Genomic DNA, 19,178 nt, shown 5'->3' with positions numbered 1-19,178 from the left:
GCAGTGGATCGCCGGTTTGCCCAGCTACATCAAGGCTTATTTGCCGATTTCAAGCTGCGAAAGTTGAGTTAATAAAATCCAATAATTTACCTTACCCTTACTTAACCCTGCAATTTTATTGACAGGCATATCTAAGAGAATGCGTGATTGTTTCCCTGTAGAAATGTTTTTTAGATAGAGCCGCGCAGAGCTATTTTTCTGGAACAAATTAATGAGTTCAAGCTGATATTCATACTGATTATCCGAGGTTATTTGTATTGTGTCTGTTGTTGTATTCTCAATTAGCCACCCATGTTTATTTACGTTTTCAAATAATACTGGAACCATCAATAGCATACTTAGTGTTATCAAAGAAACTCCTACGACGCTCCGGAGTGAAGAAGGCCAACCTTTTAAAATCAAAACGACGGATGCAACAATTAGCAAAATGGATGGTATTCCAAAATAAACCAAAATTACTGTTGATACTAAATCGAATCCTCGATTAAAATTGGCGGTTGATCCCACAATGAACCATATAACAGCAGATAGACTGGTTAATACAGCCAATATCCAAATTGTTTTCACCAAATTGATCATGATCATCCCTCATACATTCTTGAGCTTAAAATCCGGGCTGCATTGAGCAGCCCGGACGGTAGGGACTACCCGTACCTATAATTCTAGGGGATTTTTCTGTCTTGGACGTCTTGTGAACTCAACTTTCGCAGAACTTAACCTGCGCCAAAAGCTTGGCGCATAAAGGTTTGTTACAGTTCACGATTAGTCGCATTGCGGCTTAGAAAGTTAAGGTGTATCACTTATAATCGGAATTTTATCAATTTCGTAGACGTAGAGAACATGAGGGTTATATGCATCCTTAAAGACAGCTTTTCCAAGGTATTGTTTTTTGTAGCTTAACTCGTCACTGGTGGACTTAGAATAAGAAAACGACTCAATCTCATTACCACCTGAAACAATCAGACTTTTTTTCGTAAAGTCAATTGAAGGTAGACGGATGTCATAGCCATTTGTTTTACTATAATCTTCATTAGTTACAACTATCCACCACTTACTAGGGATGGTTTTCGTTGTCTCAATTTGCGTTAGTGCGTTTAATTGAATTGGTATCGATTTCGTATACGGTAAAAAAATAAATTGATACCCAATTCCTAGTATGATTACAAAAATCATAATGCCATATAAAATAGGTTTAATTGTTATGGCCTCCCAGTATAAGGATTGATGGAATATTTAGTCCATAGTGATATGTTCCCGTCCCCATCCTTTGTATACATAACAAGTCCAAGTGGGTCTCTCTCTGATTTTCTCTTTGCGTAGAATTGTTCTTGATCAAATGATTTTCTTGGCGTGTAGTTACCGAAAAAGTTCCAATACCCTAAATTTCCATCCCATGCAAAAACAGTATTAATATTGTTATATTTCAAAAACGTTCTTGCAATATTGTCACCATAATCAATAATTCCACCATCACATGTCATTATTGACAATTTATCCATAGTTTTTTCATCTAAATTCCCAACAAACAAAGCATCAGTTTTTGAAACAGTTGTTTTTCCATCCTCGTGTGTAGTAATATATTCCCCGTTCTCAGAGTTAATGTGGATTTCATTTGGAGAACCATGAAAAACTAACGAAACTCCTTCTACTGAAATCCCTTTTCCATCCGAGTTAATACCAATACCATTCCAAGCCTTTTTAAAATCATCCTCTGTTTTTATTGGGAGGAGATGCGTTGTCGTTTTATACTGTTTTTCTAGTCGCTCTGCTTCAGATTTTGCTTGACCTTCAAAGTTATCAGGGTCATATAACACATAACTATCATGTCCAGTAGGATCAATATACCTCAACGGATTATTCATNTCTGTTTTTATTGGGAGGAGATGCGTTGTCGTTTTATACTGTTTTTCTAGTCGCTCTGCTTCAGATTTTGCTTGACCTTCAAAGTTATCAGGGTCATATAACACATAACTATCATGTCCAGTAGGATCAATATACCTCAACGGATTATTCATCACATACGTATACAAATTCAAACTCAGCGGATTCGCTAGTTCCCCTTCATACGTATCCTCATTAATAAACCGCCCCATACCCGGATCATACCACCGCGCCCGCAAATACTGCAGTCCCGTGCTGCTATCCCAGAATTCGCCGCTATACCGAAATGGTTGACTGACCGTTTCCTGCGTGGTCAGCGGATTGCCCCACAGGTCATACGTGTACGTGTTGATCTGGTTGCCTGCTTCGTCGGTCATTCCTGTCACATCGCCGTGTCCGTTATGCTGGTAGTACGCCTTACCCCCGTTAGCCTCTTCACGCAGGATCAGCCCCTGACCCCGGATATAGCGCGCCTTCAGGACCGCTGCTCCTTGGGTCACCTTGGCTTCTGCGATCAGATGCGCTCCGTCGTAGTAATACCTCGTCGTTTCGCCGTTTTCGCTTCTTTCCCACAGCAGACCATCTCCGTTATATCGGTAGGTAACTGACGGCTTCGCGGGGACCTGAGCCGAGGTCAGACGGTTTCTCGAATCATAGCCATACGCCGTCTCCGACATTTCGTTAACACGGTCGCTTCGCAGCTCGCGACGATTTCCCCGGGCGTCATAGTCGTAAATCTCCTGGAAGGGCGACGCCGTCGCGATCCGATCCAGCGCGTCGTAAGTGAAGCTGTCCGTCCGCCCGTTCTCGACTCGCGTCCGTATATTGCCCCCGGCGTCGTACGTGTAGCTGTAGGCCGCCTGTACATTACCGCCCGCTTGCTTATGGGTGAGCGTGTTCAGTCGATTTCCTTCATACGTCAGCAAAGCTTCGTTCCCGTTGCGCTGCTGAATCCGCTCGAGCAAGCCATTGGCAGCATAGGCGTACTTCACTTCCGCATCCCGGTCAAACTCAGGCGAAGCCGCAACCTGATACAGCCGGTTATTCGCATCGTACCGATAGTATTGCTGCTGCCCGAACGGGTCCTCCATCATGGTCCGGCTGCCCGCCACATTGTAATCGTACTGAATGGACTTGTCATCCGGGTAGGTCAGCTTGGTTAGGGCCCCAGTCAGCGAATCATAGGCATAGCGGGTCGTTCCCGTCAGGTCTGTCATCGCCGTTCTGCGCCCCGCCTTATTGTACGCAAAGCTCACGCGCTCCTCGCCGGCTATCGGCTGCCCGACTGTATCTACAATGTCTTGCTGAATCAGCAGGTTACGGCTGTTGTAGGTCTGTTTGAACCGTTTGCCATTGCGGTCCACGCTTCCGATCACGTTCGCGTTTCCATCGTAGGTGTAGGTCCGCACTGCTCCCAGCGCATCCGTTGACCGGATCAGCCGCCCCAACTGGTCGTAGGCTTTTTCAATGCTGGCGTTATCCGGAAACGTGATCCCGGTCAGGTGGCCCAATCGGTTGTAGGTATAGGTGGTCTTTTCCTGCAGCGCATTGGTCACCGACTTGATCTGGCCCAGCGCCGTATACGCATACGTGGTTGTGTTCGGCGGGCTTTGATTGTCCGTGCTTGTCAGCAGGTTGTCCATCTCGTCATACGTTTGCATGCTCAGCGGCTGAAAGTCGCTGGCCGCCGTCTTCCGCTCCTGCTTGCCCGTCACCCGGCCAGCCTTGTCCATCTGGCTTCTGATCGCATATCCGCCTGCATCGCTTTGCGTAACCGTATGCTGTACATCATCGTAGTCCGTGGTCGACGCGGTTCCGTCCGCGTACACGGTACGACGCACCCGGCTCCACAGGTCGTATTCGAAGACCGTCCGGTTGCCCAGCGCATCCTCGGTCCAGCTTAGTCGGCCATGCGCATCGTAACCGTTCTTCAGTCGCGATTGGCGCAAGCCCCGGTCTACGATGCCGCTATCCAGCTTCCAACCTAACGGGTTCCACTGGGTATAGGTTTGCGCTCCCAGCTCGTCGGTGTAGACGATCTCATTGCGCAGGTCGTCGTAGTCCACCTTGACTTCGCTTTGATCGGGTTGAACAACCCGCTTGAACCGACCTAACGCGTCGTACTCATACGAGGTAACCCCTGCGTTTCCATCCGTGAAGGTTTTCAGCTTGCCGCTGTTGATGTGGTAGTCGTACGTCCTCGTGACTGTCGTCGTCGAGCCGTCCGCTTGGCGCACCTGCACAGTATCCTTCGTTGGAAATGCCCCTTGGTAGGGTGCAGCCGCGTATTCGGTTTGCAGCACCATGTCCCCGCCCGGATCGGTCACACGAGTTTTCCCCACATTGCCATGCGCGTCCACATTTTCGTGATGAATAGTCTGGACAGGCTCACCGGAACTGTCTCCCTCATACACCTCGGTCTTGATCACGGAGCCTTGGGTATTCCGGGTGTATTGTTCCGTTCTCCTCAGATCCGGCTTGAACGGCATGACCCGCTGCGCGAGCAGATGGGTAACCGGGTCGTATCGCAACGTCGTGACCCTGCCCAACGGGTCCGTACTGCTTGTGATGTTCCCGTACTCATCAAACACGCTCGCGCTCTCCAGGATTTGCTTGTCCGTTCGACCTGAGGCGGATACGGTGACCTTGGTTTGCGTCGGTTTTGTCTGCTTCTTGGCCTCATCGTAGGTATATTCCGTTAACTGCGTAGAGGTGATCCCATCTGCGATTGAGCTATGCTGGATGCTTTGGTTATAATTCACGGTGTCGACCTTCTTGTGCGTGAAGGTTTTGGTCGTTAATCCATCCGTGATGGTTGTGCTGAAGGACGGTACATGGCTGTACGAACTCCCCATATCTCCAGCATACGCAAAATCCTTCCGGTTATAGACGATCGGTTGATTCAACCAGGTGGTCGCCTGATCCTGACGTGAAGCGATGCGGTATTGCTGGTTGGTATTATAGAAGTTCATACCATCGAAGTCCACGTATCGCTTTACCGCAGATGACTCATAGCTGTAAACGCTTTTTATTCCGGAAGGATGCGTGACACCGGAAATCAAAGCGTAAGGGCCACTTCCCCCGAATCCAGATGCCTCCCGAATGGCATAATCATAGGTCGTTCTTCGCCCTAACGAATCGACGGCATGCGTCAGTACCTCTCGTTCATTCCCAATGAACTGCTTGGACAAGGTGACCGTTTCATTTCCCTTTGTCACCCGAACCGCACCTGGTTCATATCGAATGTCAATCTGATTGCCCACACTGTCCCGAATCGAATGCAGTCGGCCTTCCGGCGTGTAGCTGAAGGTGATCGTATTGTCATAATTATCCTCGATTAACGCTAACCTTCCCCAGAATCCATCGAAATAGTAGGTATAGCCTCCTACAACTTTAACTTCGGTCCCCTGAACAAGCTCATTGTTAATTCGTTTGTTCGAAAAGCTGCTTAACTGGATATTTTTCCAGGGGTACTTATCCAATTGATTGTTTTTTATTTCATAAGTGCCATACTCGTTCAGCGAAAGATATCTGCGGTAGCTCCCGTTCTGGTCTTCACTGCCATGTATCTGAGGAAGATCCCAGGACCATCCGCTTCCTAAGCCATAGTAGCGCTGGCTGGTCGGAGGCACCGAGGGCAAAAACATTTGTGAGTTGTTGCTGTCGTAAACTCGGGTTAACGCAAAGGACAGGCCCCCTCGGCCGGGAAGCGTCATATCCGTTTGGCGAAGCGATAGCCCGCCAGATAACGTCGAGATGCTCTCGTGTTCCCCCCGCAATGCAAACGGCGCCTCATCTGGCTTGGCGACCACTACATTCCGGTCAGGCATCTCTGTGCTCAGCATGGAAAACACCGATTCAGGGGGAGTGTTCGAGCTATAATGCATGGACTCCGAGGTCACCTGACTCTGCACCGTCTGCGAATGATTGACAAATCGGGGCTTGATTATCTCCAAGTTATCCTGCAGGCTCCCGCCCGCTGTTGATTGGTTGGCGAACGCCCATTCGACATCGGACAAGCTGTACCCTTGATCAAGGGTGTGCTGAATGTCCATATCTGATATGTCGTAGTTCGTCTGCAGCTGCTGCCGGCGCTGCTCCGTCGCTGAGGAGGCGGTTTGCGCGTTTGCTTGCGGAGCCGGCCCGATCAGACTGCTCAGCATCAGGAGCAGCGCAAGCAAGCTCAGGCTGATCTGTCTTTGTAAGTTGTTCATAAAGGACTCCTTTAATTATCGTTGTCACGAGCATGCAGCGGGGCCGCTCAGGCCCCGCCTAGCTATCAGTTGACTTTCAGATAGAGCGGCGCCGAGTAGCCGGATTCGCTTCCCCGGCTGTCCTTGACGGCCACTCTCCAGCTGTAGGTCTCCCCGCGTTTCAGCACTCCCGAAGGCACCGTCGAGCTTGGCAGCTTGGCGCGAATCCAGTCTGATGTATAGACCAAGGTGCTCCCCCGAAACACTTGTACCTTATAGGCGGATTGGGTGTCTCCTGCATCAGCATCCTGAAAGCTCCAGCGGATCACCGGGGTCAGGCTGGTGAGAAGGGCTGGCGTCGCCGCCGACGGGCTTCCTGGCGACACACCCACCGGCACCGCTGGCAGCGAGTTGACCACTACGGTTCCCTGATACAGGACGCTGGCTTGTCCCCATAATCCATCGTGGGCATAGATCGAAATATTTCGGTAAGCGCCTGTCGGAATTTGATCGCTGTTGACCCGCCAGGTCAAGCTCCAAGCAGGACGCTTTTTCGTCCCGGACAAGCTCACGGTTTTTGTGACCCCGGCAATCGACGCCTGAATGGTCACCTGATCGTTGTCCACATCGTATACCTGGCCGGTCAGCGTAATTTCCGTCTCTGCCGCCCCCTTCACTACCCGTTGATTTGCATGTGAGGAAACGGTGATCTCCGGGGCCACATCCAGATAACCTACATACCGGGTACGATAGTCGCCTTTCCAATCGTTCCCCCGATAGATGGCCAACGAACGGGCGGAAGCCTCAATCGTCGGCCAGTTTTGGGTATCGGGATTATCATAGGAATTATATCGATCCAGTACTTGTTGATCATTCCTCAATACAAACGCTCCATGATTGTACGCAATGCTTCTCACATTCGTCAGATTACCGAACCAGCTGGTCGCATCCTCCTCAGGCTTGATCCCCTCGGAAGGTACGTATCGTCTCATTTTTACCGTGTTGTCCTCATAGTGGACAAATCTATAGCTAATCTGTTCATACGTATGATAAAAATAAGCGATGGATTTCACATTGACCAGTGAAGGCCAATTCGCCGTGTCGTCATAGACCGGACCGCCCCCCCCTGTAGCACGTATGGTGTTATTAGTATACAGAACAAACCGTCTAATGCCGCCATTGACTTCCTTGCTGGACATCGTAATCGACTTGGCATTTACCAGACTGGGCCAATTCGCTGTATCATTGGTCAACTGGTTACCGACGCCATAGTAAACAGAATTGCCCGACATACTGGCGGTCACCAAGGTATCGCCATACACGACACTTGTCACCGGCTGGTACACCGCTTCGGTGACCGGGTCTGTGGCTGTGGCGGGCAGGGCATGCAGGTCCACAGGAAGCTGCATGAGACCGAATCCGTACTCAGGCGTTCGCCCGGAGGCCAGCGGCTTTGCGCTCTGCTTCAGCTTGGCTTCCAGCTGCTGCGCACTCCATGTCGGGTTAGCTTGCTTCAGCAGTGCCAAGCCGCCGGTCACGAATGGAGCGGCCAGCGACGTACCGCTTTGGCTCGTGTAGGAATTGAATAGCGACGTACTCCTTACAGCCACCCCAGGCGCAACCAGGTCCAGCTCATTGCCTGTCGCAGAAAACGGTGCGCGCGCCTGCTGAGCGTCCACCGCCCCTACAGCAATGACCGGCGGATAATTGGCCGGATACTGCAGGGTCGTGCCCGTCCCAGCCGCCGTTCCGCGATTGCCGGCTGCTGCGACCACGATCAAACCTGCGGCTTGAGCGCGGTTGATCGCTTCCCGCAGCGCAGGAGAATCCACATCCGTACCCATGCTCAAATTAAGCAGGTCCAGCCGCTGCTCAATGGCCCAGTCCAGGCCGGCCAGCACATCGGACAAGTAGCCTCTACCGGCTGCATTCAGCACCTTGATCGCATAGAGGGAAGCATCCGGCGCCATGCCCGCGATCCCGATTCCATTATGCTTGGCACCAATAATTCCGGCCACTTGCGTGCCATGACCATGATCATCCTCGTAAGAATCCGCTTGCTCGACAAAGGAAATACCGCCAGCAACCTCCACATCTTCATGCGTCGAGGAAATGCCGGTATCCAGCACGCCGATTTTCACGCCTTTACCGGTGTAGCCGGATGCCCAGCCATATGCGGCTTCCGTCACGGCAACTCCCCAATCCCGGGTTTCCGCTGACAGGGACAGCTCGATATCCGGCTCAATGGATTGTACCGACGGATCGTCTCGTAAGGCTTCGATCTCGCTGTCCTTGAGCAGCTTGGCTTCGAAGGAGCGCTGCGGCGCCTTGCCTCGCAGTCTGTTAGCCGTTTTCTGCAGCAAGGATGCAGCAGGCTGTTGCTTAAACGTCACGACTACTCTTCGCTTCGGCTCAGAATGGCCTTCCAGCGAGGGGCTCGTCTTGGCTTGATCATTGGCCAGTGTCGGAGTCGGGAGCAGAGCCGCTCCTGCAACTACGACCGCTAGGCAAGTTAAATACCATTTACGCATGACATCTTCTCCTGTTCATTTCTCTTTAGACTTCAAATCCTGGTCATTCTTCAAGCTCATTTCATCTACATACACCACAGCCTCACCCTCCTCGGCGGCATTCGTCCCCAAAACAAGGAAAAATACCTCCGCGGTTTTGGCGTTCGCTGGCGCCGTGCCTCCAATACTCATCGTCGTAAAGCCATTTCCCGTCGTGCTTCGATGCTCTGTCCGCTGTCCCGTGATAAAGTTGCGATTGCTGTCGTAGAAGTCCAGACCAATCACGACCTCTGCATGTTTGACGCTTTCCACCCATACGCGCCCGCTCAGCATCAATTGGCGATTCGGCTGGATGACGACACCTTGACCGATCACCTCGAAGCTGTCCTTGGCTATTCCTGTCCCGCTCCATTTCTGTGCCTTTCTTCCCGACGACACCGGTCCGGGCACGATCTCCTTTTTGCTGGGAAACCCTGCCGGGGTCATCCACGTTGTCCACCCGTCAGCTACTCCATTTGTTCCGCTGTACGCTTCAAAATCAGGATTGACTAGAAGATTGGCCGTTTCCGTAGTCAATCGTTGAATCAAATTCCCATTAGTATCATATTCGTAGAAATAACCTTCCCCAAGTGCATTCATGACAGAATTCAATCTTCCCGATGCGTCGTAAGTATAGTGGTTCATTGATGCTGCCGCAGCCGAATTTGAAAAAGAAACGATGGCCACCATCCATACCAGCAATATAATTAAACCTCGCTGCAGTCCTGATTGAGATTTCAACTCAAGCCACTCCCAATAATGTAGTTATCGTACCTGCTCCATCCTCTTGTAAAGTCAGAACAAGCACTGCATCTTCTGATTACAACTCTCCACACTCACCTTTAAAGCATAGCCCCTTTCTCCACACTAAAGTGTGTACTGCCAACAACCGATCCTTCAAGCTGCTTGGATGCACGTAAAAAATCCATAATAAGAGCATAATTCCTGACAATAGCTTACAAACTAACATATCACATAAAAATACATATTTCTTTAAGAGATAATGTAAATTTTTGTCGATTAATCGCATATTTTACGGAATTTTCAGTTAAAATCATTATTTTTGTCGAATAAATTTTCTCCACGCAAAAAAACAGCCGGCGACAACTCGCCGACTGCTTCCCTTCACGCCACTCACCCAACCAATCGCTACACGCCGACCGGCACGAGCGATTCGTACAGCTCCATATACTGCTGCGCGGACTTTTTCCAGCTGAAATCCTTCTTCTTCGTATTTGCCATGAGTCCGGCCCAGACGCCCGGCTCACGGTACAGACGCACCGCCCGCTCGATCGTATACAGCATGTCATGCGCATTGTAGTTGGCAAATGTAAAGCCGGTTCCTTCCCCCGTCTCCTCGTTATACGGCGTGACCGTATCCTTGAGCCCGCCGGTCTCGCGGACAATCGGCACGCTGCGGTAGCGCATCGCGATTAGCTGGCCGATCCCGCACGGCTCGAACAGGGACGGCATCAGAAACATGTCGGACGCCGCATAGACCTGCCGGGCCAGCGATTCGTCGAACAATATGTTCGCCGATACTTTGTCCGGGAACGCATCCGCCGCCCAGCGAAACAACTGCTCGAACTGCGGCTCGCCGGTGCCGACGATAATCCACTGCGCGTCGAGCTCCAGCAGCTCGCCGATCACCCGGTCGATCAGCGACAGTCCCTTCTGATCGACCAGCCGGGTAACCAGCGCAATCAGCGGCACATCCTTGCGTGCGGGCAATCCGACGCGCTCCTGCAGCTTGAGCTTGTTTAATTGCTTCTTCGCCTGCGAGTCGCGATAATGGAACTCCACATGCGGATCGTTCATCGGATCGAATTCCTCATAATCCAGCCCGTTCAGGATGCCCTGCAGCCGGTTGCTTTGGCTCCGGAGCAAGCCGTCCAGATGCTCGCCGTAATACGGCGTCTGAATTTCCTCGGCATACGTCGGACTGACCGTCGTAATCATATCCGAATACAGCAGCCCGCCCTTCAGGAAGCTGGCGCCGCCGTGCAGCTCCAGCGCATAGCCATGAAAGTGCTCGTCCCCCAGCGCGAAGTAATCGCGGAATTCCTGCTGGCCGAACACACCCTGGTACTTCAGGTTATGAATCGTCATCACCGTACGGATATGCGCATAAGCCGGCTGATAGCTGAAGTGGGCCTTGTACAGCACCGGAATCATCCCGGCCTGCCAGTCGTGGCAATGGATGACATCCGGCATAAAGCCCGTATGCTGCAGCGAATCCAGCACCGCCCGGCAAAAAAAGGCAAAGCGCTCCGCATCGTCGCCGTAGCCGTAGCAGCCGTTGCGGCCGAAGTAATGCTCATTATCGACGAAGTAAAACCGGATGCCTTCATGCTCCAGCTGGAAAATACCGCAATACAACGCCCGCCAGCCCATCTGAAGCTCGAAGGCGGCGACTTGCTCCATCTGCTCCTTGTACTTGGCAGGAATTTGCGCATAGTTCGGTACAATAACCCGCACTTCCGCGCCCTGCTTGGCCAGCGCTTTCGGGAGCGAACCGATCACATCGGCTAACCCCCCCGTTTTGATAAAAGGTACGGCTTCTGAGGCGGCAAATAACACTTTCATGGCTTCCTACCACTCCTTATTTATCGCGCCGCAGCAAGCGCAGCGCTGATCATATTTAGATGACCTTCGTCTTGGAAGCGATAAACGGTGCTTGTTTGTCCCCGGTCAGGACGCGACCCCGGTTAATAAATACATCCTTGTCCAAAATAGCATTTTCGATGATGACATTTTCTTCGATTTCGCAGTTTTGCAGAATGATGCTGTTTTTCACATACGCGCCCTTGCGGATTTTGACCCCGCGGAACAGCACGCTGTTCTCCACCTTGCCCTCGATGACGCAACCGTTCGCGATCAACGAATTGCGGGCGTGGGCCGAAGCAGCGTAACGCGCAGGCGGCTCATCCTTGACCTTGGTGTAAATCAGGTTTTTGTCGAAAAACAGCTCGCGCCACACTTGCGGGTTCAGCAGCTGCATGCTGTGCTTGTAATAGCTTTGCACCGTATTGACGATGCCGGTATAGCCTTCATGCAGGTAGCCGTACACGCCGAGCTTGTCGATGTTTTTCATAATGCCGTCCCGAACCAGATGGTCATACCCTTGCGCCAGGCACGACTCCACCATATCCAGCAGCAGCTCCTTGCTCATAATGTACATCTCCATGGAAATGTTATCCGTCCGCAGACGCCCGGCCTGATCCTCGATCAGGGTCACCTGGCCGTCATCCTTGATCGCCATCCGGCGGAAGCGCGCGCACTCCGAATCATCGGCTTTCTTGTACACGACTGTAATGTCCGCATTGCGCTCCAGATGGTAGTCCAGCACGGCGTCATAGTCGATATTGCACACCATATGCGAGCGGGTGATCAGCACGTACTCCTCACGGCCGCGGTAAAAGTAATCGCGATGGCTGTAGAACTGGAACAGATCGCCGCGGGCCATGCCTGTCGTCTCCTGCAGCACCGCAGGCAGCAGGAACAAGCCGCCGCGCTTGCGGTCCAGGTCCCATTCCTTGCCGGAGCCGAGATGGTCCATCAGCGACCGGAATTTATGCTGGGTAAACACGGCTACGTTGCCGATGCCGGAGTTGACCATGCTGGACAGCGTGAAGTCGATCAGCCGGTATCTGGAGCCAAATGGAACCGAAGCGACGCAGCGCGAATAGGTCAGCTCCTCCAGATCATCCGGCTCGTTCACAAGATTGATTACACCCATCAGTCGTTTCATAAGCGGTTCACCCTTTCACCGAAGACGTAATGTTCGAGCTGATATGCTCATTGCTGCCGATTAGCACGATATCCTGCTCGCCGTCTCCGTCCGGGCTGCCAATGATGCTGCCGTCCTCGATGACTGTGCCGTCGCCGATAATCGCTTTATGAATTTTGACATGATTGCCGATTTTCACATTGGGCATGATGACCGAATCCCGGATCACGCTGCCCTCACCCACCTGAACGCCGTAAAACAATACCGAGTGGTCAACCTCGCCAAACACCGCGCAGCCCTCGTTCACAAGCGAACGCCTGACCTGGGCCGTTGGCGCGATATATTGTCCCGGCTGGAACGGGTTCACGGAATACATCCGCCATTCCCGGTCGTTGAGGTCGAACTCCGGCTCGTCCTCCAGCAGGTCCATATTGGCTTCCCACAAGCTCTGGATCGTACCGACATCCTTCCAGTAGCCTTCGAACGGATACGCGACCATCTTGCGCTTGTCTTGCAGCATGCTTGGGATCAGATCCTTGCCGAAATCCTTGCTTGAATCCGGGTCCTGCTCGTCCTTGATCAAATACTCCTTGAGCGCCTTCCAATTGAACATGTAGATGCCCATGGACGCAAGGTTGCTTTTGGGCTCCTTAGGCTTCTCCGCGAACTCGGTAATACGGCGCTCCTCGTCGATGCTCATCAAGCCGAAGCGGCTCGCTTCCTCCCACTTTACCTCGATGACCGCAATCGTTGCATCGGCTTCGTTTTGCTTATGGAAATCCAGCATCCGGTCGTAGTCCATTTTGTAAATGTGGTCGCCGGAAATAACAAGCACATACTCCGGGTCATACTGGTCGATAAACGGGATATTCCGGTAAATCGCATTGGCTGTCCCCTTGTACCAGTCGCCGCCGCTTTGCTCCATATAAGGCGGAAGCACGGTAACGCCCCCATGCTTGCGGTCCAGGTCCCACGGCGTTCCGATGCCGATATACGTATTCAGCACGAGCGGCTGGTATTGGGTTAATACGCCGACGGTATCAATGCCGGAATTGGTACAATTGCTGAGCGTAAAATCAATGATCCGGTATTTCCCCCCAAAATGTACCGCAGGCTTGGCCAACTGTTTGGTCAGTACACCTAGCCGTCTTCCTTCGCCTCCCGCCAATAGCATGGCGACGCACTCTTTTTTACGCATCGGCTTTGCCCCTTCCTCGCTTCGCTTTCGTAGTCTTCGGTGGTTGGACAATGTGAATCGGCTTAAATACAATCGTCGCCAGCGGCGGCAGCGACACATGAAGGCTGTCAGCGCGCCCGTGACACGGAACGCCGTCCGTCGCCAGCCTGCCTTCATTCAGCTTGCCGGAGCCTCCATATTCTCCAGCGTCGCCGTTAAACAACTCAACGTACTCTCCTGAGAACGGAACGCCGACCCGGTAATGCTCATGGTAAACAGGCGTAAAATTGGTCACGATCACGAGTATTTCCTCCGGCTTGCGTGAACGGCGCAGGAAGCTCGTCACGCTCTGACCCGCATCGTGCGGATCAATCCACTCGAAGCCCTCGGGACGGTGATCCAGCTCCCACAACGCAGGCTCCTGCAAGTAAAGCCGGTTCAGATCGCGGACAAACCGCTGCATGGTGCGATGGCTGTCGTAGCCGAGCATTTCCCAGTCCAGGTCCTCCAGATCCTTCCATTCGTCAAACTGACCAAATTCTCCTCCCATGAACAGTAATTTTTTTCCCGGATGCCCCATCATATAGCCGTACAGCGCACGTAAATTGGCAAATTTCTGCCAGTAATCGCCAGGCATTTTGTTCAGCAGCGATTTTTTGCCGTGCACGACCTCGTCATGCGAGAGCGGAAGCACATAGTTTTCCGAGAAGGCGTACATGAAGCTGAAGGTCAGCAGCCGGTGGCTCCCGCCCCGAAAATACGGATCCGTCTCCATATACTTAAGCATATCGTTCATCCAGCCCATATTCCACTTGTAGTTAAAGCCTAGTCCTCCCTCATGCACAGGCGCTGTGACGAGCGGCCATGCTGTCGAATCCTCGGCCATCATCAGCGCTTCCGGATGATAGTGGAACACGGTCTGGTTCAGCTTCTTGAGAAATTCAATCGCTTCGAGATTTTCTTCACCGCCATGCTGATTGTTGACCCACATATGGCGGGGCTTGCCGAAATTCAAATATAACACACTGGCTACCGCATCCACGCGCAGCCCGTCAATATGGTAAACATCCATCCAGAATAACGCATTCGAAATTAAATAATTCACGACTTCCCGCTTCGTAAAGTCAAAGGAAAGCGTGCCCCATTCCGGCTTCTCCGCCATGTTGGGGTCGTTATGCTCGTAGAGGGGTCTGCCGTCGAACTGGCGCAAGCCATGCTCGTCCTTGACAAAGTGGCCCGGCACCCAATCCATAATGACGCCAAGGCCTGCCCGATGGCAGCAGTCTACAAAATACATGAAATCATGAGGCGAACCGAACCGGCTCGTAACCGAAAAATACCCAGTGGCCTGGTAGCCCCATGAACGGTCGTACGGGTGCTCCGCCAGCGGCAGCAGCTCCAGATGCGTGTAGCCCATATCCTTCACATAAGGAACCAGCTCCTCGGCGAGCTCGCGATAGCTCAAGTAAGAGCCGTCCGGATGCTTTTTCCACGTGCCCAGATGCACCTCGTAAATATTAAGCGGGGATTCATACACGGAGCGTGCTCCCGGCCGTTCCCGCCACGCCTGATCCGACCAGACGTAGCCGCCCAGATCCACGACGCGCGAGGCCGTTCCCGGCTTCAGCTCGGACCAGTACGCATACGGGTCAGCCTTATACAGCAAGGTGCCATCCTGAGTAAGGATTTCGTACTTGTAGTACTCGCCTGCACGGACTCCGGGAACAAATAAGGACCAGACGCCCCAGACGCTGCGCTTGACCAACGGATGGCCGGCGCCGTTCCATTCATTGAAATCTCCCACTACTCTGACTTCCACCGCATGCGGGGCCCATACGGCAAACCGGAACCCGGCCGCGCCATTTTCTTGGGCGGGATGCGCACCTAGCATCCGGTAGCTTCGGTGCAGGTTGCCTTCATGAAACAGGTATAAATCCTCGGGACCGGGGATCACACTCATCACTTTGCAGACATCCCCCTTTATGTTTATATTTTGCCACTATTACACAAATACTACACGACTGTCGCAAAATCCTTTCCGCACTTGTAAAAACTTATTGAAAATTGCGAAGGTCTGCTACACGCGGTTGGAATACGCCGTTTCAGGCAGGATTTCCGCTCTTTTTGTGGAATGTAGGGGTACGGGCCTTCCATGTGCCGACTACAGCTTGACCACAGAGAGGATGACGGAGATGAATGATAAAATTAAAGGGCTGGTAATCGGCCTATCGCTTGGCGCCATGCTCACAGGCAGCGTCGCTTATGCAAGCGGTACGCAAATTGAAGTGTTTTTCCGCAATTTGACCTTCAAATTCGACGGCGTGGAAAAAACTCCGACCGCCGATCAGGGCGGAGCCGGCTTTATTTATAACGGGACGACGTACGTGCCGCTGCGCTTCGTCAGCGAGGCGCTTGGCAAGGAGGTTGCTTTCGACAACGACACCGGGACGATCTGGGTAGGCAAGCGGGTTGAGCCGGGTCACCCCGTAGCAGCCTACAAGGGCGGGCAAATCACGATGCAGGAGCTGCAGAAGCGAATCGCCCTGGAACATATTTTCAGCTATGGCGGCGAGCTGCCGACTGAAGACCTGGAATATCAGAAAAATGTACTGACGGAAATGATCGCATACCGCCTGCTCGGGGCGCGGCTGGACGATGCCGGCAAAGCCGCCGCCGCCACAGCCGCCCAGCACGAATATGAGATGCTGATTCAGGAAGGCGTGAGTCCCGACAAGCTGCAGGAGCTGGGACTCAGCGATCAGGATGTTCGGGCATTTATCGAACAGCTCGTCTTCGCGCGCAAGGGATTGGAGGCGTCCATATCCGAGGCGAAGCTGCAGGCTGCTTATGATCAGAAGCTTGCCGCGGGCGATCTGCACGTCGCATCCGTTCGTCATATATTAATCGGTTTTGGGGATGCGGCCGGCGAGCCGCGCACGAAGGCGGAGGCCAAAGCGAAAGCGGACCTGCTCGTTGACAAGCTGCGCAAAGGCGAGGATTTCGCCAAGCTGGCTGCAGAGGAAACGGATGATCCCGGCTCCAGCCAAACCGGTGGTTTGTACAAGGATGCCCGGGTGAACGATTGGGTGGAGCCTTTCAAAAAAGCGACGATGGAACTGAAGCTCAATGACATCTCGGAGCCGGTGGAGACGGAATTCGGTTACCATATTATTCGCGTCGAATCCCGCGGTATTGTCAGCTTCGAACAGGAAAAGGAGCTGCTGCAGCAGGACGGGATGGCCGACGAGTACCATACGTTTGTCTCCGAGGAGCTGCCTGGTCTGATCGAGAAGATTGATCTGGATTGAGCGCCAAATTTCAGGTAAAATAGATAGAATGACTACAGCCGGATTTCGGCCCTTCCGGCCCGATCCGGCTGGCTGCGCATGAATAAGAACGCAAAAGGATGGACTGACTTATGTTTCAAGCAACCGACTGGAAGGATTACGAATTGCTCGATACCGGGGACGGCGACAAGCTGGAACGCTGGGGCGAACTTGTGCTGCGCCGCCCGGACCCGCAAATTATTTGGCCGATCAACGGCAACCCGACGGTCTGGCGACAGGCTGACGCGCATTACCACCGCAGCTCCAGCGGCGGCGGACAGTGGGAATACAAGAAGCAGCTGCCGGAGCGCTGGACAATCCGCTACCGCGACCTGTCGTTCCATATCAAGCCGACCAGCTTCAAGCATACCGGCCTGTTTCCGGAGCAAGCGGTCAACTGGGCCTGGATGATGGACAAGATCAGCCAGGCGGGCAGGCCGATCCGCGTGCTGAATCTGTTTGCCTATACGGGAGGCGCTTCCGTTGCTTGCGCCTATGCAGGTGCCGAGGTATGTCATGTCGACGCCTCCAAGGGTGTCGTGAACTGGGCGAAGGAAAACTTGCAGCTGTCCGGTCTCGGCAGCCGCCCTGTCCGTTTTATGACGGATGATGTGTTCAAGTTCGTTCAGCGCGAGCAGCGCCGAGGCACCAGATACGATGCGATTATTATGGACCCGCCATCCTACGGACGCGGGCCAAACGGCGAGACCTGGAAGCTGGAAACGAATCTGTATCCGTTCGTCGAGACGTGCATGAGCATTATGACAGATCATCCGTTGTTTATGCTGATCAACTCGTACACAACCGGCATCTCGTCCACCGTGCTGCACAACGTCCTGTCGCTGTCGCTTGGGCGCACACACGGCGGGACGATCACTTGCGGGGAAATCGGTTTGCCGATTACTCAGTCCGGCCTGTCGCTGCCGTGCGGCATACTCGGCCGCTGGGAGGCCTAACGATGTCCGGAGGCACAAGCTCCATTCCGGTTCTGTACGAGGACAATCATATCATCGTTGTCGTCAAGCCGCCGAATGTGCCGACGCAGGAGGACGACTCGCGTGATCCCGACCTGCTGACGCTGATCAAGGCCGATCTCAAGGAGCGCCATGGCAAGCCGGGCAACGTATTTCTAGGCCTCGTTCACCGGCTTGACCGCCCGGTCGGCGGCGTGATGGTATTTGCCAAAACGTCCAAGGCCGCGTCTCGGCTGTCGGATGCGGTCCGCACGCGCTCGATCCGCAAGCAGTACCAGGCGGTCGTCCACGGGAAGCCGTCATCCGCCGCCGATACGCTGCGCCATCACCTGCTGAAGGACAGCCGCACGAATACAGTTGCTGTCGTGAAGGCCGATGTGCCCGGAGCCAAGGAAGCCATTCTCGACTACCGGGTGCTTTCCTCACAGGAAGGACTGTCGCTGGTCGACATCGAGCTGCATACGGGACGGCCGCACCAGATTCGCGTCCAGTTTGCCGCCATCGGCTGCCCGCTTGTCGGCGACCAGCGCTACGGCGGAGCAACCGCCGTGCCCGGTCAGCAAATTGCGCTGTGGTCCGTAGCGCTCAGCTTCGAGCATCCGGTCAGCAAGGAAACACTGCGCTTCCGGTCGGAGCCGCCGAACGCGTATCCTTGGCTGCTCTGGGACCGCCAAACCTCATAAACGTGATCGTTGCAACAGCAAACAGCCTGCGAGCCCGATTTCGGGCCGCAGGCTGTTTGCTGTTGTTGTCGTCATATAGCGCATACTGGGGGCTTGCGGCTCCCGTCTGCCTCAGGCATTGGCTACCTTGCCGAGCAAATAAACAAGCAGCTGCTGGTTATGCGCCGAAATACGCCCCAAATACTGCTGCAGAAACTGCTCGCGGACATTCAACCCGCGCGCATACTCCGACTTGCCCCGCTCCGTCACCACCACCCAGACGATTCGCCGATCCTTCGCGTCCCGTTCCCGTACGATCAGTCCATTTTTCTCCATTCGGTCCAGTAAAGTCGTAATCGCCGCAGGCGTCGTCGTCAAAAATTCAATGAAATCCGACGGCTTCATTCTCGGCGAGCCTGCCACCATCAGCAGCTCAAGCACCGTCAGCTGACCTTCCGTCAGCCCTGGTGCCAGCTCCGTTTCCATATGCGTGCGCAAGTCCTTGGACAGCTTCCACCACAGCTTGGCGAAATCTTGCGTTACCATACCATCACTCCCCGCATCCTAACGTCTTCCTGATTATATCATCCCCTAGCCGGTAATAAAAGGTTAATGCCCTAAATATTTTAAGACATCAACCGATAAAATCAGGTACTGTTTGACGGGCTTCAACATATGCTGCTGCA

Annotated in this window: 12 protein-coding genes; 3 read left to right on the top strand and 9 right to left on the bottom strand. The window is 53.3% G+C overall.

Annotation, left to right across the window (positions count from 1 at the left end):
* Positions 1-36: 36 nt before the first annotated feature.
* From AC6ROY_RS08920 to glgB, 8 genes are all read right to left on the bottom strand, one after another.
* The gene (locus AC6ROY_RS08920) at positions 37-579 is read right to left on the bottom strand and encodes a hypothetical protein (protein ID WP_500099873.1); all 543 of its coding nucleotides are present in this window, start codon (positions 577-579) and stop codon (positions 37-39) included.
* Positions 580-1,199: 620 nt separating this feature from the next.
* Entirely contained in the window at positions 1,200-4,187 is a 2,988-nt protein-coding gene (locus AC6ROY_RS08915; RefSeq protein WP_500099899.1) for an RHS repeat-associated core domain-containing protein, read from the bottom strand.
* Between the two features lie 1,973 nt (positions 4,188-6,160).
* A complete protein-coding gene (locus AC6ROY_RS08910) occupies positions 6,161-8,605 on the bottom strand; it encodes a S8 family peptidase (protein ID WP_500099872.1) in 2,445 nt (814 codons plus the stop codon).
* Positions 8,606-8,620: 15 nt separating this feature from the next.
* Entirely contained in the window at positions 8,621-9,364 is a 744-nt protein-coding gene (locus AC6ROY_RS08905) for an RHS repeat domain-containing protein (protein ID WP_500099871.1), read from the bottom strand.
* Between the two features lie 408 nt (positions 9,365-9,772).
* The gene (gene glgA / locus AC6ROY_RS08900; RefSeq protein ID WP_500099870.1) at positions 9,773-11,209 is read right to left on the bottom strand and encodes a glycogen synthase GlgA; all 1,437 of its coding nucleotides are present in this window, start codon (positions 11,207-11,209) and stop codon (positions 9,773-9,775) included.
* 55 nt (positions 11,210-11,264) lie between these two features.
* Positions 11,265-12,374, bottom strand: coding sequence for a glucose-1-phosphate adenylyltransferase subunit GlgD (glgD, locus tag AC6ROY_RS08895; RefSeq protein ID WP_500099869.1), 1,110 nt, complete (start codon positions 12,372-12,374; stop codon positions 11,265-11,267).
* A gap of 7 nt (positions 12,375-12,381) precedes the next feature.
* Positions 12,382-13,551 (bottom strand): glucose-1-phosphate adenylyltransferase, encoded by a 1,170-nt coding sequence (locus tag AC6ROY_RS08890; protein WP_500099868.1) that lies wholly within the window; start codon positions 13,549-13,551, stop codon positions 12,382-12,384.
* Positions 13,544-15,490: a 1,4-alpha-glucan branching protein GlgB gene (gene glgB, locus AC6ROY_RS08885; RefSeq protein ID WP_500099898.1), complete on the bottom strand. Its 1,947-nt coding sequence runs from the start codon at positions 15,488-15,490 to the stop codon at positions 13,544-13,546. Before glgB ends, AC6ROY_RS08890 begins: the two co-directional genes overlap by 8 nt.
* Before the next feature lie 232 nt (positions 15,491-15,722).
* Here glgB and AC6ROY_RS08880 point away from each other — a divergent pair, with 232 nt between their 5' ends.
* From AC6ROY_RS08880 to AC6ROY_RS08870, 3 genes are all read left to right on the top strand, one after another.
* Positions 15,723-16,838 (top strand): peptidylprolyl isomerase, encoded by a 1,116-nt coding sequence (locus AC6ROY_RS08880; protein ID WP_500099867.1) that lies wholly within the window; start codon positions 15,723-15,725, stop codon positions 16,836-16,838.
* Positions 16,839-16,948: 110 nt separating this feature from the next.
* On the top strand, positions 16,949-17,812 hold the full coding sequence (locus AC6ROY_RS08875; RefSeq protein ID WP_500099866.1) for a class I SAM-dependent methyltransferase: 864 nt from the start codon (positions 16,949-16,951) through the stop codon (positions 17,810-17,812).
* Between the two features lie 2 nt (positions 17,813-17,814).
* Positions 17,815-18,513 carry an RluA family pseudouridine synthase gene (locus tag AC6ROY_RS08870; protein ID WP_500099865.1) on the top strand — a complete coding sequence of 233 codons (699 nt, stop codon included), beginning with the start codon at positions 17,815-17,817 and terminating at the stop codon, positions 18,511-18,513.
* 111 nt (positions 18,514-18,624) lie between these two features.
* On the opposite strand, the gene AC6ROY_RS08865 is transcribed toward AC6ROY_RS08870, so the two are convergent.
* The gene (locus AC6ROY_RS08865; protein ID WP_500099864.1) at positions 18,625-19,038 is read right to left on the bottom strand and encodes a MarR family winged helix-turn-helix transcriptional regulator; all 414 of its coding nucleotides are present in this window, start codon (positions 19,036-19,038) and stop codon (positions 18,625-18,627) included.
* Between the last annotated feature and the right edge of the window lie 140 nt (positions 19,039-19,178).

The organism is Paenibacillus sp. sg306046, assembly GCF_059821225.1.
The sequence above is the reverse complement of the archived record's forward strand: the minus strand, read 5'-3'. Positions and strand labels throughout refer to the sequence as shown.